Below are 14,432 nucleotides of genomic sequence, written 5' to 3' on the forward strand. Positions count from 1 at the left end.
TAATGGTTTAAGATCATGATTTATTGGTGCTATTCTTGTGTTAATGGTTAATATAAGGAAGTTAGATAGACGTGGAAGGCTGGGTATTATATGGATTTGCTCTGTCTAAGAAGCGTTAGTACTGGATTGGCATCAAAGGTAAAATTTCCGGTGTTTATCGGTTTCTTTTCCTTGCTTTGCACCTGTTCAAATGTGCCTTTCACGTTCTTTCCGGTGGCACTATATGTGTAGAGTTTGTTGTAACTTCACCGTTTACGGTTTCTAACTTTCTGGTTATTTCTCTGGTGCGGCTTCTTTGGTGTTGAGAGATTTTCGTCAGAGCACGAGTTTCTTTGGCGCGGTCATTTAGTTCTAAAGCCCGTATCCTTTGTTAATTTGAAAACGGCGAAAATAGGGAAGTTAAGCAAGTTTTTCTTCTCGCCAACTTGCGTTTTGAGATTGAGTTCTAGTTTGGCAGTTGTCCCTTTAGCTTCTGCGTTTTAAGCCAAAAGTTTCGTGCTATATTTCAATATCTTGGCTTGTGCCAAAGATTAACGGGCAGCGTACTAACAAACTGTTCAAGAGGGATTCACAACGCGTGGCATTTTTACTATGCGTTGGTTTTAGTGATTCAGGTGGTATGCGGCGGCTTAGGTATTGCGTTGTTCACCCCTTAACAGGGCGTTAGTACTGGATTGGTATCAACGGTAAAATTTTCGGAGTTTATCGGTTCCTTTTCCTAGCTTTACACCTGAACATTTGTGCCTTTCAGGTTCTTTCCGGTGGCACTATATGCGGAGTGTTTGCTTTGACTTCACCGTTTACGGTTTCTAACTTTCGGGCTATTTCTTTGGTGTGGTTTCTTTGGTGTTGGGAAATTTTCGTCAACACGGATTTACTTTGGCGCGGTCGTTTAGTTCTAAAGCCCGTATCCTTTGTTAATTTAAAAACAGTGAACAAGGGCAGTTTGGTATGGTTTTCTTCTAGCCAACTTACGTTTTGAGATTGAGTTCTAGTTTGGCAGTTGTCCCTTTAGCTTCAGCGTTTTAAGCCACAAGTTTCGTGCTATATTTCAATATCTTGGCGTGTGCCAAAGGTTAACGGGCAGCGTACTAACAAACAATTCAAGAGGGATTCGTAACGCGTGGCATTTTTGCTATGCGTTAATTTTAGTGATTAAGGCGGTTTGCAGCGGCTTTTGTATTGCGTTACTCACCCCTTAATTGGGCGTTAGTACTGGATGGGCATCCACGGTAAAATTTTCGGGGTTTATCGGTTTCTTTGCCTAGCTTTACACCTGAACATTTGTGCCTTTCACGTTCTTTCCGGTGGCACTATATGCGGAGTGTTTGCTTTGACTTCACCGTTTACGGTTTCTAACTTTCGGGCTATTTCTTTGGTGTGGTTTCTTTGGTGTTGGGAAATTTTCGTCAACACGGATTTACTTTGGCGCGGTTGTTTAGTTCTAAAGCCCGTATCCTTTGCTAATTTTAACACGGCGAAAATAGGGCAGTTAAGCAAGTTTTTCTTCTCGCCAACTTGTGTTTTGAGATTGAGTTCTAGTTTGGCAGTTGTCCCTTTAGCTTCAGCGTTTTAAACCACAAGTTTCATGCTATATTTCAATATCTTGGAGTGTGCCAAAGGATTTAGGGGCAGCGTACTAACAAACAATTCAAGAGGGATTCGTAACGCGTGGCATTTTTACTATGCGTTAATTTTAGTGATTAAGGTGGTTTGCGGTGGCATCGGTGTTGCGTTACTCACCCCTTAATTGGGCGTTAAGTTTCATCGGAGTTCAGGTGCAATGGATAAAGAAGTAAAGGCGTCATGGGAAAGGTTTCTCAATCCAGTGTCGCTCAAGAACAACATAATCACGGCTTCTGTACACTCGATGGCATTCGAAATGCTAAAAAGTAGCATCGAAGATAAAATTAGAGAGTTCTTTACAAATGGTTTTGATGAAAACGGCCCACTTGTTAGCGATGATTATAAGCTCAAAGTTTTAAAGCTAAACCGCAGTCGAACCTATGCTTCGCTTTTATGGTTAAAGCAACATGACGCTATTGATGACGCTGATATTGAAGTATATGAGCGTATCAAGCGCCATCGTAATGAATTGACGCATGAGCTATTTAAGTTCGCTTCCCAAGGTTGCGATTTTGATGTGGCAAAAAGCTTTGATGATATGGTGGGCTTATTACGGAAGATCGAGATTTGGTGGTTTGTGAATCTAGAAATGGCCATTGACCCTGAGAGTTATCCTGCTGACTTAAACTTAGACGAAGTCGTTCCGGGGCGTTTGTGGAGTTTGCAAATGCTCATCAGCACCGCTTTGGGTTCTGAAGACGATGCAATGAAATTCTATAATGAGTTTGTGCAGCGAACTGAAACTTAACAAAGCGTTCAAGACGGATTCACAACGCTTGACAGTTTTGGTTTGAATCAGCTTTAGTGTTTACGGCACAATGGTTTAGGTTGGGTGGTCGCGTTGTTCACCACTTAACGCGGCGTTATGTTTTTAAGGGGAAATTTTGAGATCGGATATCATAATTAGTTTGGCTCAGGTTCCAGTCGCTAAAGGTGATGTGGTTAAAAATCTATCAAGTCATCTGGCGATGATTGAGCAGTCATCATCTTTCGGAGCTGACGTTGTCCTATTTCCAGAATTATCATTAACGGGTTACGAATTAGAACTCGTTCAAGAGTTGGCATTTAGCCAAGAACCATTAAACTTCGCCGAGTTATCTCAAGCATCCGTTAAACATAATCTTATTGTGATAGCTGGTTGTCCTCTAAAAACAGAAAGCTCAATAAAGCCAACGATTGGTGCTGTCATTTGCTTTCCAAATGGAACAATCGACTTTTACTCAAAACAATATTTACATGACGGTGAAGAGAAGTATTGTTCACCTGGTTCTGAAGATTACCTGTTCAATGTTAAAGGTAATCTAATAGGCTTAGCTATATGTGCGGATTTCTCATATCCTGAGCACTCTTTCAGAGTCGCTGAGCGAGATGCGGACGTTTACATCGCAAGTGTGTTAATCTCGGATTCAGGCTTTGAAGCAGACGCAAAAATACTATCCAATATAGCTTTTACTCACAAATTTCCGGTTCTGTTAAGTAATCATATATCTCCAACAGGTGGTTGGGTTGCTTGTGGTAATGACACTGTTTGGGATGCTAGTGGTCAAGTTGTACTTAGTTCCGAGTCCAAAGAACAATGCTTAGTCTTGTGTACAATAACGGGTCATGAGGTAAGTGTAGCCAAAACATAACAAACAACTCAATGGGACAAAAACACGCGGTACTTTTGGTTCGGTTTGTTTTTGAGGTTCCGGCTAGTTCGGTTGGGTGAATGGGGTTGGTTTTTGCCCTTTAGTTGGGCGTTATGTGCTAAAAGGGAAATCACATGGATCATAGAGAATTCAATGAGTTCTGTAGCACTTTTCCAACTGCTACCCATGTAGTTCAGTGGGGAGGTTCAGATGTTTGGAAAGTTGGTGGTAAGGTATTTGCGATTGGCACACACAGTAAGAAAGGTCTTCCTGCATTTACCTTTAAAACTTCAGAGTTAAACTTTGAATTCTTGCGTGTATCTGACGGCTATATTCCAGCCCCTTATTTTGCAAGCCGTGGTATGAAATGGATTCAGCAAGTTGAAACATCCGATGTGTTAGATGAAGATCTAAAATATTATTTATCAGAGTCTTATCGTATAGTTTTATCTGGTCTTAGCAAACGCAAGCAGCAAGAGTTAGGGTTGAAATAGCCAAGTCGTAGGTACGCACATAACAATCGGCTTAACGGGACAAAAACGCGTGGCACTTTTGGTTCGGTTTGCTTTTGAGGTTCCGGCTGATTAAATTGAGTGCATATGATATTGGTTTTTGCCCATTAGCCGGGCGTTATGAGGCGGGCTTTCTTTTTGGTTGAGGGCGTGCCGCAATCCGTTTTTCAGGTGATTTTCCAGGCTCGTCTTTATTGCGGCATCAGACTTTCGCTGGTGCATAATGAGCTTTTGAACTTCCGTGGCTCACCGCTTTATTGATCTGTAACTGGAAAGGATTAAGCTAATAAAAACGCGGTGTCTTTAAGTTATTCGCCGTGGTCGGTTCATCTTAATGCTCTGAATTGGCTGGTTTTTGTTTGGTGTGGGCCGCCGTCATAACAAACAACTTAAATGGGACAAAAACACGCGCGATTTTTGGTTCGGTTTGTTTTTGGGGTTACGACTGGTTCGGTTGAGTGAATGGACTTTGGTTTTTGCCCTTTAGTTGGGCGTTATGTGTAATCATTGGAAACAGAGAAAAATGAAGCTTTCAAAGTCGTTAGAAGACTCTCTTAAAAAAGATGATCTGAGCAATTTAGCGGTAAATATTGGCGAAGTTGGTATCGATGCAATCTTAGATAATGGTGTGTTAAGAGATATCCCGATTCTCTCTAGTATTGTAGGTGGTATCAATGCGATTGGCAGCGTACGTGATGCTCTGTTTACGAAAAAGCTTGTTTCTTTCCTTTCTGAGTTGTCTGATATTCCGGTAGAACAGCGCCGAATCATGATCGATTCAATTGATAACTCGGATGACTACAAAGTAAAAGTTGGAGAGAAGCTTATCTATATCATAGAGAAAGCAGAAGACCATTATACGAGTAAAGTTATTGCAATATTCTTCTCTGAGTTTCTCGTTGGAGAAATTACATACAATCAATTTTTAAAAATTAGTCGAATTATCGATGGTATGTTTATTGGTGATTTTTTAGAGTTTGCTAGTGAGTCTTCAGAACCGATTGATTTTGACTCTGACAATACATTTATTAACACTGGTTTAGTCGATGTATATTTTGAACCTGTGGTAGTTAAAGATAGTGATTATTACGACGATTGTGAGAAATATGTAACAAGTGGCGGAGCAAGCCTATACGTCACTCCTATCGGTGAGCTCGTAAGGTCGATACTCAAGGGAAAAAATTACACATAACAAACAATTTAAGAGTGATTCAGCACGCTTGGCATTTTTGGTTTGGGTTAAGTTCAGTGTTTACTGCGGTCAAATTGAATGTAGTGGTCGCGTGCTTCACACCTTAATTGGGCGTTAGCTAAATGCGATTAATGTCGCTAATTTTGAAGAAGTTAATTTGTAAAAAGGAGTAGAACATGGAAAGAGGCATTAAAGATGAAGGTTTTGTTCGAGGAGCCTTTAGCATTGTTGAAGGGGAGGATGGTCGTTGGATAGCGCATCAAGATTTTTTCAACGGTTATGATTCAGATGTGTTAGAACCGTCAGTTAGGGCTGCACTAGTAACGGCAACTAGTATTTATGCTCAAAAAGATAAGCTTCCAGAAAGCGCTGTAGAAGAGGCGCTCAATGTTCAAACACGTGGAGAAGCGAGAGCATTTATAGACAAACATTCAGAAAACATCTGATAATTTAGCTAACAAAGCGTTTAAGACAGATTCCCAACGCATGGCATTTTTCATTCCATCGTTGGGTTTTGTGTTTACGGTGCAATGGTTTAGGTTAGGTGGTAGCGTTGCTCACTACTTAACGCGGCGTTATATGCCAGTAATCAGAAAGTCGATAGCAGAGATGATCTCGTTTCTAAAAGTGCTGAGGTCATTCACTGATTCACGTAGAATTTTCGTGGGAACACTCGCCATTTGATGCGTAAGAATTACGAAGTCACCTTCATCAATATGGATTATTGGGCATAGGTGATTTGGTGCTTTTTTCTCTAATAATTCTGTAGGCGTCAAAGGAATCACTAATCGAGTGTTCAATGTATCCAGCAATTCAGTTTGAACGTCGACAAAGTATGGGTACGCAGTTGCAGTGCTCTTATCGTTGTTTTTGTATAGTGAAAATTGTGACATTAGAATACTCGGTAAGAATCGGAAAATAGTCCGTGGTTTTCAGTTAGCTCGTTACAAGCATTAATGGCGTCAGCATTTTGCTCTAACCATTCAGCTTTAAGGCGTTGGCTTACTTCTTTTTCAAGTGCCTTTTCCATTGTTGCTGAAAGGTTTATATTTAAGCGCTTAGCTTCAGCGAGTAACTCACTGTTTAAGCTCAAGTTCGTAGCCTTTTTTGGTGCTTGCGTACTATGTGTGTTTCTCATGATAGCAACCTATGCGTATTATATGTGCGCATAAATTATAGGTGCAAGACAAGCATATAACAAGTTGTTCAAGAGGGATTCGCAACGCGTGGCATTTTTACTATGCGTTGATTTTGGTGATTAAGGTAGTATGCGGAGGCATCGGTATTGCGTTGGCTCACCCCTTAACAAAGCGTTATATGCTTAGTACTTGATTTAGTTTTACTAGTATGAAAATCTGATTTATCTATAACTTTAGGATTAGAAATGTCAGAAGAAAAGAAGTCTAATAAATTGTCCTTATCTATTGCAGAGTCACTTTTTAAGCCTAGTGCTGATTACCTCGGGGGGGAGTTAAAAAGTTATCTTCAAGAGCGCATAGAAAAAGCAAAGGCTAACCGCAGAGAACAGAATCTGTTTTCTCACGTTGAGTCCGTTCATCAAAAGGCAGCCAAACAGCCAGAAAAAGATCTACCATTTGAGCAGTTAGAGTTATTTGGTAAGTGGGCTGATAGTGTTGAAAAAGTTGACCCTAGGGATAAAGAGCTTTCTGATATTTGGCATAATTTGTTATTAAACTCTGATGATAGCTTCAATTCTGAAATATTGATGGATAAGTTAAATCAAATAAGTAGTGGTGATGCTAAGGTTCTATTTAAAATTAACCACAAAAAACGACTAACAAGAGAAGATCGCTATCGTATCAAAAAACTAATGGCATTAGAGTTAGTCGAACGAGACGAGTTTAGACTAAATATGTTTACAAATATGGTTCTTTTCATTGGTGGTGGCTCATGTATAGGAACCATATTTCTCGCTTTACAATATTTAGACATATCTCAATTATCAAAGTATTGGACCTTTGCGTTGATGCTAGTTCCAGTAGCAATTGTTGTTGGTTTGACATTTGTAATTAGTAAGTTGGTAAAAGGCGGGTTTGGAGCACTGGTTTACAACTGGAGTCTGTCATGGATAGGGTTAAAGTTAGTAAACTTAGGCAAATAAAAAACGCATATAACAAACAACTTAAAGGGACAAAAACACGTGCCACTTTTGGTTCGGTTTGTTTTTGAGGTTATGGCTGGTTCGGTTGAGTGAATGGGTTTTGGTTTTTGCCCTTTAGTTGGGCGTTAGTGTAAACCTCCCCTGATTAGTTACACCCATAATTAGAGTTTTCAGCCTGCTCACATTTCGATAAATATTCCCATGGTGTCAGATCATTCAGTGCATCATGGGGACGTTCTTCGTTGTATTCCCGTATCCAGTCTTCTGTCAGTTCCCGAACTTCGGTCAGTGTCCTGAACACATACATATCGAGGATCTCGGTACGGTATGTTCGATTAAAACGTTCAATATAGGAATTCTGGGTTGGTTTGCCTGGCTGGATAAATTCCAGCTCAACATCGTGCTTTTCCGCCCATGTTGCCAGTGTCACCGAGATAAACTCAGGGCCATTATCCATGCGTAACTTTTCAGGATAGCCTCGCCAAACAATGATCCGTTCAAGCACTCGTACCACTCGTTGTGATGGCAAACTCAAATCAACTTCAATCGCCAATACTTCACGATTAAAATCATCCACGACATTGAATGTTCTAAACCGACGCCCGCATTGCAGGCTGTCACTCATAAAATCGATAGACCAGCATTGATTGGCTGTCATGGGGACACAAAGTGGCTCTGGTGTCCGTGTAGGCAGTCGTTTTTTACCTTTGCGACGCTTATTAAGCTTTAATTCACAATAAATCCGATATATCCGCTTGTGGTTCCACACGTGACCCCAACGGCGAAGAATTTTGAGTAACTTGCCAAAACCGTACGCTGGGTAGCGCTCAACGGCCTTTTGCAGTTCAATAATCACTTCATCGTCATTATTACTTTTGGACTGGTACCGATATACGGAATCGCTAATGCCAACAGCGCGACAGGCAAGACGTAAACTCGCGTTATGAACTTGGCGCGCATAATCGACCAGTTCACGTCTAATCGCTGGCTTTACAGCTTTTTTTCCACAATATCTTTGAGAATTCTGTGCTCTAAACTTAACTCAGCAAACATCGCTTTCAGACGACGATTTTCATCTTCCAGTTCTTTGAGCCGTTTAATATCGGATGCTTCCATACCACCGTATTTTGCTTTCCAGTTGTAATACGTCGCATCGGATATCCCATATTCCCTACAGACTTCTTTGATGAGACGGCCACCTTCTACTTCTTTCAAAATCTTAACGATCTGTGTTTCGGTATAACGTGATTTTTTCATCGCGAGTTCTCCTTATTTGCTCAGTGTAAGCCGAAGAACTCTAAAATGGTATGCCACTAGTTTAGGGGATGTTTACATTAGCATTCAGTCGAAATATAGTGAGGTTCGTAGACTTGGATAGTGATAAAGAGGTGTACGTTTTCGACTTAAAAATGATATGTGGTGGGTATGTTTATTTCTCTACTTTCACATATTTTTTTGGTTATAAAGATAATAAAGAAGTTCGAAAGCCAAGTGAGGTTTCAAAAGATAGATTCAGTGAAACAGCAAGGCTATTGGGACACAATCCATTTATTGTAAATGATATAAGTAGTTTCAATCATTGGCTAAGAGGACAAGGGTGGGCAATAGTTGATGTTGAGTTCGCTCGAAGTTACATGCAGCAATGGCTAAAGGCACATGAATGCATCGAATCATCAACGGGTGTGTATACAGATGTATCGTTGGTCTCACCTGGAACTCTTGCTCGAAGCTTCAAAAGTGTAAAAAAAGCCGCTGTATTAGAGCGTGATAATTATCGCTGTGTTAAGTGTGGGAACACTGAGAAATTAACTATGCAGCATGTAATCCCTTTTTCTAAAGGTGGTGAAACTACCTCAAGAAATCTAGTGACGCTATGTGAGCTTTGTAATCAAGAATTAGCCGATAATACGGATTATTCGCTATTTGATACTGTAGGTATACATAGAAGTTACGATAGAGCAATCATTAATCACTTGTGGTATGACATCGAGCAATCACGAAAAGCTGCACAATTATCTGACAACTTGATGCAAACACGTGCAGAACTTTGGTAAAGAATGCTAACAAATTGCTTAAGAGTGACAGCTAACCTTTGGCATTTTTAGCTCGGTCGGCTTCAGTGATTACGGTGGTCTTGTTAGGTTTCGTGGTGGTTATCTGCACCTTAGCAAGGCGTTATACGCTTATCAGGACAATCAAAAAGGAGCAAGGAAATGAATCAGCATGAGAAACTTAATTATGTTGAGTTTGGCGCAAAAGACTTAGAGTCGACAAAATCATTCTTCTCTTCAGTTTTCGGTTGGGAGTTTGTCGACTACGGACCTGAATATACAGCTTTTTCAAATCAGGGATTAGACGGTGGTTTCTTCAAAGCCGATTGTTGCAGCCAAACTAATACCGGTGGAGCACTTTTGGTATTCTACAGCTCTGACATTGAAGGTACTCTAAATAAAGTCGTTCAAAGTGGTGGTGAAATCATTCGCCCTATATTCGAATTCCCTGGTGGTTGCCGTTTTCATTTTCTAGAACCAAGTGGTAATGAGTTCGCAGTTTGGTCGGAAGCCCGCGTATAACAAAGCATTTAAGAGGGATTCACAACGCTTGGCGGTTTCGGTTCAAAGTTTAGCTTAAATGTTTATGGCACAATGTTTTAGGTAGGTGGAGGCGTTGTTCACCCCTTAATGCGGCGTTATACGATTTAGGAGAATTTTACACCTATGATTAGGAATTGCATATTATGTGATGTAGAAATCACTGATAAAAATGATACCAAAGAGCATATAATTCCTAATGCTATCGGTGGTAGAAGAAAAGTTTCAGGGTTTATCTGCAATGGTTGTAATAATGAAACTGGTTCGAAGTGGGAAGTTGAACTCGCAAAGCAATTAAACCCTCTAAGTTTATTGCTAGGAATCAAACGAGAAAGGGGCCAAGCTCCCAGTCAAACATTTGAAATGCCATCAGGTCAAAAGATCAAACTTGCTCATGACGGACAAATGCAAAATGCTGCACCAACGTATGAAGAAACTCATATTGATGGCAAGGTTTGTATTCACATGACCGCTCGAAATGAACAAGAAGCCAAAAAGCGAATTAAAGGTGTTCAGAAGAAATATCCTGAAGCAAACATTAACTTTGAGGTTAACCATAGAACGCAATATCCAGATGAACCAATAAATGTGAATTTATCATTTGGTGGGCTTGAAGCGGGGCGATCCTTAGTTAAAAGCGCATTAGCAGTAATTCATGAATGTAATGTAGACGCTCGCTGTTGCGAGCACGCAATTAACTACCTAAAGTTCGACAATACAGAGCCGTGTTTTGGATATTATTACTCGTCTGATCCTATAATCGATAGACCTGCTGGAACTCCTCTTCATTGTGTTTATGTGAAGGGAAATGCTCTAGATAATAGTATCGTGGGGTATGTTGAACTCTTCGGGTATCAGCGTATGGCGCTATGTCTTTCTAGTAATTATCAAGGTGAGCCCTTTGAAGCTTGTTACGCAATAAATCCTATGGATGGTACAGAACTAAATGTGAATATAGACTTTCAGTTTGATATTCAGCAGGTAGACGATTGCTATAACTATAAGCTAATACCGGAAGGTGCTATTCAAAAGGCTTTGGGACATATTTTAGATACTGCAATCAAACACGATTATGAAAGAGAAAGAGATCGTGTAATCAATGATGCCGTACAATTTGGTTTTGAAAATTGTGGGGCAACAAAAGGTGAGGAGCTTACTAAAGAGCAGTATGAAAAAATGTGTAAGTTAGCACTGGAAAGAATGCGCCCATTTATGGAAAGTAGGACTTTGCGCTAAAATCGTATAACAAACAATTTAAGAGTGATTCCCCACGCTTGGCATTTTTGGTTTGGGTCTAATTCAGTGATTACGGCGTCCAATTTGAGTGTTGTGGTAGCGTGGCTCACACCTTAATTGGGCGTTATGTGCTAGTGCGGTAAGGTTAATAAGAGTTTGAAATGATAAGAAAATACATAATAGAAGATATAGATGCCGTGTTAGATATTTGGCTTTCTGCTTCAATAAAGGCCCATGACTTTGTGGCCCCATCGTTTTGGCAAGCCCAAGTAGAAAACATGCGTAATATTTATTTACCTTCTTCAGATGTGTATGTATTTGAAGAAGCGTCGAAAGTAGTTGGTTTCTATGCTCTATATGCAGATACTCTTGCGGCAATTTTCGTTCACCCAGAGTTGCAAGGCCAAGGTATTGGTAAGGAGCTAATGGCTCATGCTAAAACTCAGAGAGAGAAGTTGACGCTTTCCGTTTATAAAGCAAACGAAGCCAGTTATCAGTTTTATTTGTCTCAAGGGTTTATGGTGATCAGTGAGCAACAAGATGAGCATACAGGCTATCTAGAATATACTATGAGCTTAAGCACATAACAAACAACTCAAAGGGACAAAAACACGCGGCATTTTTGGTTCGGTTTGGTGTTGAGGTTTTGGCTGGTTCGGTTGAGTGAATGGGCTTGGTTTTTGCCCTTTAGTTGGGCGTTATGAGGCGGGCTTTCTTTTTGGTTTGAGGGGTTGCCGCGTTCCGTTTTTTGGGTAATTTCCAAATTGTTCTTTATTGCGGCTGTAAATTCTCTCTGGTGCAAAATGAGCCTTGTTAACCCGTTGGCGCACCGCTTTAATTATTTGTAATTGAAGAGGGTTAAGCTGATCGAATCGCGGTGTCTTGCATCTTTTCGTTGATGCTCGTTCATCTTATTCTTTGAGTCAGCCGTTTTTGGTCGGTTCGGAGCCGCCGTCATAACAAACAACTCAAAGGGACAAAAACACGCGGCATTTTTGGTTCGGTTTGGTTTTGAGGTTCCGGCAGGTTCGGTTGGGCAAATGGGTTTGGTTTTTGCCCTTTAGTTGGGCGTTAAATTTACTTAGGAGAGTTTAGTGGACTTCAACATTTTTTCATTACCTTCAATGGAAGATGCGCATATTTATGAGTTATCTACTTCACCCTATCAGGCTCAATTCTATGCAAAATCTTCACAATTTACCTCTGGCAGTAAAAAGATAGGCATCATTGATCAGTTTCAAGGTAAAAGACCAATAGTTCTAAATCGCGAGTATGTTGTAGAAAAGAAACCACTTGAAGTACGGATTGTCCAAACATTAGTACTTGATTCTCATGTGGTCGATGCTTTGCATCGTTATGTGTCTGGTAAAGGAAAGATCGATGAAGATACGAGAATAGTTACTCGAGATTTTTTAGTTCATGTTTCTGAACTAAATTGTGACTATAGTCCGCTTTTCTACTTAGCTGAAAATTGGGCAAAATCATCAAAAGAGCAGTTTGTTAAAACATCTTCAGAAAAGTTATCTTCTATCCTTAAACTTCACTGCATGGATGAACGTGCTTTCATTGATCGTAATGAAATTATATATAAACCGGATTCTGTAGAGCACTACTGTGAGTTATATGGAGCACAAGATTTAGACTCATGTGGTTTAAATTGGGCTCTTAGTTATGCTGAAAATGCATGGTTCGAAGAGTGGGGGAACTTGACTAAATTGTCATATGCATGTCTTTTGAAGATGGTGCTTATTCACTTTATGAAGCCGGGTTTTAGTTCGGAAAATATTTTAGATAAATATCATGAGTTTGAAACATTTCTACTAAACGAGTTAGATTTAATGTTGGGTAGAGAGCTAAATTTGGCACTGTATTATTTCTCAAATTTTGCAGGTAAGTTTATAAGTGTTCAGCCAAACATGAAGACAGAAAAAGCGAAGAAAAACCTTAAATCTACAGCTTGGGATTTACTTCTACTCCGATTACCTGAGTTTCTATTGGCTCCTACTCATTTGCCAGAGTTGAATACAGCATATGTTGTGACTTCTGAAGATAAACTTCTCAGCGTTGGGGACATGTTTAGCTTGGAAACTATTTTCTACGAAAATAAAACTTCCCAAGGTTCTCCAATTCTGAGCTTTGATACTGAATTGTTTCAGACTGTTCTATCAAAGGCTGACCTTATTACGGCACAAAATCAACGAAGTAAATGGATTCAGAGTAGAGCTTCAAAAGGTAAACCTGATCATATAACACCTCAGAAGTTAGACTGGCTTATCGAAGATTTGGAGATTCAGTTAGGGTACCTGTGTGTATCGTAAATTTAACAAAGCATTTAAGAGTGATTCGCAACGCTTGGCAGTTTCGCTCCGCTCAAGTATAGCCAAGCGCCGCTCACACCTTAATGCGGCGTTAGCTTTCAAGGAGGAAAATTGAGCGAATTGAGTCTGTTACATGAACTGGGATTTGAGTCTCATGTAAGTATTTTGGCAACGGTAATATTGCTGTCTTTTATCATCAAGACTCTATACACCGAGCATGTCCAACGATTTATCGGTGATGTTTGGGCTTTTGTTTCAAGGCAGTTTAACCTGCGACAAAATCGTTCGGTTCCATCACTTTATGACATGATGCCTGCGAAGGCTCAGAATTGGTTCGATACCATGGAAATGGTCTGGGGGTATGTTGTTGTACTTGTATGTGTTGGCTATGAATTTTTTATTATTTTTTGGGCCGCCAGTCCGGAATTTTGGCAATTACCGTTAAACATGATACTTAAAGTCGCAGGAATGTTTTGTCTATTTCTCTTATTCAAGTTTACCGCTTTGAAAAGTAGCAATCGTATTCTGCATAGAAAACTGCAAGCTCGTTGAGCTAAAAAGCTAACAATCTGCTTAAAGGGACAAAAAACACGCGCCATTTTTGGTTCGGTTTGGTTTTGGGATTACGGCTGGTCAGATTGGGTGCAATGATATGTTTTTTGCCCATTAGCAGGGCGTTATGAGGTCGGTTTTCAAATATAGGGAAACACTACTGAACACTGGTCTTGCCGTTTCAATTGTCGGTTTGCTTGCGTTTTGATTAGCCCGCAGAATCAACGCTTTCAGTTCATCGATCAACGTTGTTTTTCCTTTATTGGTTAGTTCATATCATTTGGTGTTGCGAAGTTTACCGGCTTATTGGACGGAATTTACCAATGGCACAACAGGTATGCGTTGTTGCTGACCATGGTTTGCCGAGAGCGTGGGCGACTTTCAAGTGTTAGTTGGTAAGTGGTAGCGTCGGCAACCGCCGTCATAACAAACAACTCAAAGGGACAAAAACACGCGGCATTTTTGGTTCGGTTTGTTTTTGAGGTTTCGGCTGGTTCGGTTGGGTTAATCGGTTTGGTTTTTGCCCTTTAGTTGGGCGTTAGGTGTTTGATATATAGTTAAAAAGGAGAAGATAATGTACGATGATTGGGAAAGTGGCATTCTAGACGTGACAGATATAAATGGTAAAAACCATCGAATAGAATATGGCTCT

At 40.2% G+C, this 14,432-nt stretch carries 15 protein-coding genes; 12 read left to right on the top strand and 3 right to left on the bottom strand.

Translation table 11 applies throughout. The annotated features are described in order from the left end of the window. Positions 1 to 1,783: 1,783 nt before the first annotated feature. From CSW98_RS08440 to CSW98_RS08460, 5 genes are all read left to right on the top strand, one after another. Positions 1,784 to 2,374 (top strand): hypothetical protein, encoded by a 591-nt coding sequence (locus CSW98_RS08440; RefSeq protein ID WP_100800012.1) that lies wholly within the window; start codon positions 1,784 to 1,786, stop codon positions 2,372 to 2,374. 136 nt (positions 2,375 to 2,510) lie between these two features. Beyond that, positions 2,511 to 3,257, top strand: coding sequence for a carbon-nitrogen hydrolase family protein (locus tag CSW98_RS08445; protein ID WP_100800013.1), 747 nt, complete (start codon positions 2,511 to 2,513; stop codon positions 3,255 to 3,257). A 134-nt stretch (positions 3,258 to 3,391) separates the two neighbouring features. After that, a complete protein-coding gene (locus CSW98_RS08450; protein ID WP_100800014.1) occupies positions 3,392 to 3,751 on the top strand; it encodes an MmcQ/YjbR family DNA-binding protein in 360 nt (119 codons plus the stop codon). 541 nt (positions 3,752 to 4,292) lie between these two features. Next, positions 4,293 to 4,961, top strand: a complete 669-nt coding sequence (locus tag CSW98_RS08455; RefSeq protein ID WP_100800015.1) for a hypothetical protein — start codon at positions 4,293 to 4,295, stop codon at positions 4,959 to 4,961. Positions 4,962 to 5,137: 176 nt separating this feature from the next. Beyond that, complete coding sequence (locus CSW98_RS08460) at positions 5,138 to 5,407, top strand: hypothetical protein (protein WP_100800016.1); 270 nt, start codon at positions 5,138 to 5,140, stop codon at positions 5,405 to 5,407. A gap of 129 nt (positions 5,408 to 5,536) precedes the next feature. Here the strand turns inward: CSW98_RS08460 and CSW98_RS08470 are convergent, their stop codons facing one another. Next, positions 5,537 to 5,854 carry a CcdB family protein gene (locus CSW98_RS08470; RefSeq protein WP_100800017.1) on the bottom strand — a complete coding sequence of 106 codons (318 nt, stop codon included), beginning with the start codon at positions 5,852 to 5,854 and terminating at the stop codon, positions 5,537 to 5,539. After that, entirely contained in the window at positions 5,854 to 6,099 is a 246-nt protein-coding gene (locus CSW98_RS08475) for a type II toxin-antitoxin system CcdA family antitoxin (protein ID WP_053809770.1), read from the bottom strand. Before CSW98_RS08475 ends, CSW98_RS08470 begins: the two co-directional genes overlap by 1 nt. A 246-nt stretch (positions 6,100 to 6,345) precedes the next feature. On the opposite strand from CSW98_RS08475, the gene CSW98_RS08485 reads away from it, so the two are divergent. Then, positions 6,346 to 7,083, top strand: a complete 738-nt coding sequence (locus CSW98_RS08485; protein ID WP_100800019.1) for a hypothetical protein — start codon at positions 6,346 to 6,348, stop codon at positions 7,081 to 7,083. 145 nt (positions 7,084 to 7,228) lie between these two features. On the opposite strand, the gene CSW98_RS08490 is transcribed toward CSW98_RS08485, so the two are convergent. Beyond that, a protein-coding gene (locus CSW98_RS08490; protein WP_443083656.1) for an IS3 family transposase occupies positions 7,229 to 8,340 on the bottom strand; the annotation gives its coding sequence in 2 pieces (ribosomal slippage) (positions 7,229 to 8,079 and positions 8,079 to 8,340; 1,113 coding nt in all). 113 nt (positions 8,341 to 8,453) lie between these two features. Between CSW98_RS08490 and CSW98_RS17635 the strand changes: the two genes are divergently transcribed. The 6 genes from CSW98_RS17635 to CSW98_RS08520 all read left to right on the top strand — a co-directional run bounded on the left by CSW98_RS17635 (position 8,454) and on the right by CSW98_RS08520 (position 13,780). After that, positions 8,454 to 9,137 (top strand): HNH endonuclease, encoded by a 684-nt coding sequence (locus tag CSW98_RS17635; RefSeq protein WP_198517315.1) that lies wholly within the window; start codon positions 8,454 to 8,456, stop codon positions 9,135 to 9,137. 159 nt (positions 9,138 to 9,296) lie between these two features. Beyond that, positions 9,297 to 9,656 carry a VOC family protein gene (locus CSW98_RS08500; RefSeq protein ID WP_029841057.1) on the top strand — a complete coding sequence of 120 codons (360 nt, stop codon included), beginning with the start codon at positions 9,297 to 9,299 and terminating at the stop codon, positions 9,654 to 9,656. A 144-nt stretch (positions 9,657 to 9,800) separates the two neighbouring features. Continuing rightward, entirely contained in the window at positions 9,801 to 10,910 is a 1,110-nt protein-coding gene (locus CSW98_RS08505; RefSeq protein ID WP_100800020.1) for an HNH endonuclease, read from the top strand. Between the two features lie 161 nt (positions 10,911 to 11,071). Beyond that, on the top strand, positions 11,072 to 11,497 hold the full coding sequence (locus tag CSW98_RS08510) for a GNAT family N-acetyltransferase (protein WP_100800021.1): 426 nt from the start codon (positions 11,072 to 11,074) through the stop codon (positions 11,495 to 11,497). Between the two features lie 507 nt (positions 11,498 to 12,004). Continuing rightward, positions 12,005 to 13,228, top strand: a complete 1,224-nt coding sequence (locus CSW98_RS08515) for a hypothetical protein (RefSeq protein ID WP_078535141.1) — start codon at positions 12,005 to 12,007, stop codon at positions 13,226 to 13,228. A 111-nt stretch (positions 13,229 to 13,339) separates the two neighbouring features. Further along, positions 13,340 to 13,780: a hypothetical protein gene (locus CSW98_RS08520; protein WP_100800022.1), complete on the top strand. Its 441-nt coding sequence runs from the start codon at positions 13,340 to 13,342 to the stop codon at positions 13,778 to 13,780. Positions 13,781 to 14,432 lie beyond the last annotated feature (652 nt).

The sequence above is a fragment of the Vibrio sp. HA2012 genome, assembly GCF_002812955.1.
Taxonomy (GTDB): Bacteria; Pseudomonadota; Gammaproteobacteria; order Enterobacterales; family Vibrionaceae; genus Vibrio.

Excerpts from the sequence above, each read along its gene's own strand:
- CSW98_RS08440 (WP_100800012.1), top strand. The coding sequence starts at position 1,784 with ATGGATAAAGAAGTAAAGGCGTCATGGGAAAGGTTTCTCAATCCAGTG.
- CSW98_RS08450 (WP_100800014.1), top strand. The coding sequence starts at position 3,392 with ATGGATCATAGAGAATTCAATGAGTTCTGTAGCACTTTTCCAACTGCT.
- CSW98_RS08455 (WP_100800015.1), top strand. The coding sequence starts at position 4,293 with ATGAAGCTTTCAAAGTCGTTAGAAGACTCTCTTAAAAAAGATGATCTG.
- CSW98_RS08460 (WP_100800016.1), top strand. The coding sequence starts at position 5,138 with ATGGAAAGAGGCATTAAAGATGAAGGTTTTGTTCGAGGAGCCTTTAGC.
- CSW98_RS08470 (WP_100800017.1), bottom strand. The coding sequence starts at position 5,854 with ATGTCACAATTTTCACTATACAAAAACAACGATAAGAGCACTGCAACT.
- CSW98_RS08475 (WP_053809770.1), bottom strand. The coding sequence starts at position 6,099 with ATGAGAAACACACATAGTACGCAAGCACCAAAAAAGGCTACGAACTTG.
- CSW98_RS08485 (WP_100800019.1), top strand. The coding sequence starts at position 6,346 with ATGTCAGAAGAAAAGAAGTCTAATAAATTGTCCTTATCTATTGCAGAG.
- CSW98_RS08500 (WP_029841057.1), top strand. The coding sequence starts at position 9,297 with ATGAATCAGCATGAGAAACTTAATTATGTTGAGTTTGGCGCAAAAGAC.
- CSW98_RS08505 (WP_100800020.1), top strand. The coding sequence starts at position 9,801 with ATGATTAGGAATTGCATATTATGTGATGTAGAAATCACTGATAAAAAT.
- CSW98_RS08510 (WP_100800021.1), top strand. The coding sequence starts at position 11,072 with ATGATAAGAAAATACATAATAGAAGATATAGATGCCGTGTTAGATATT.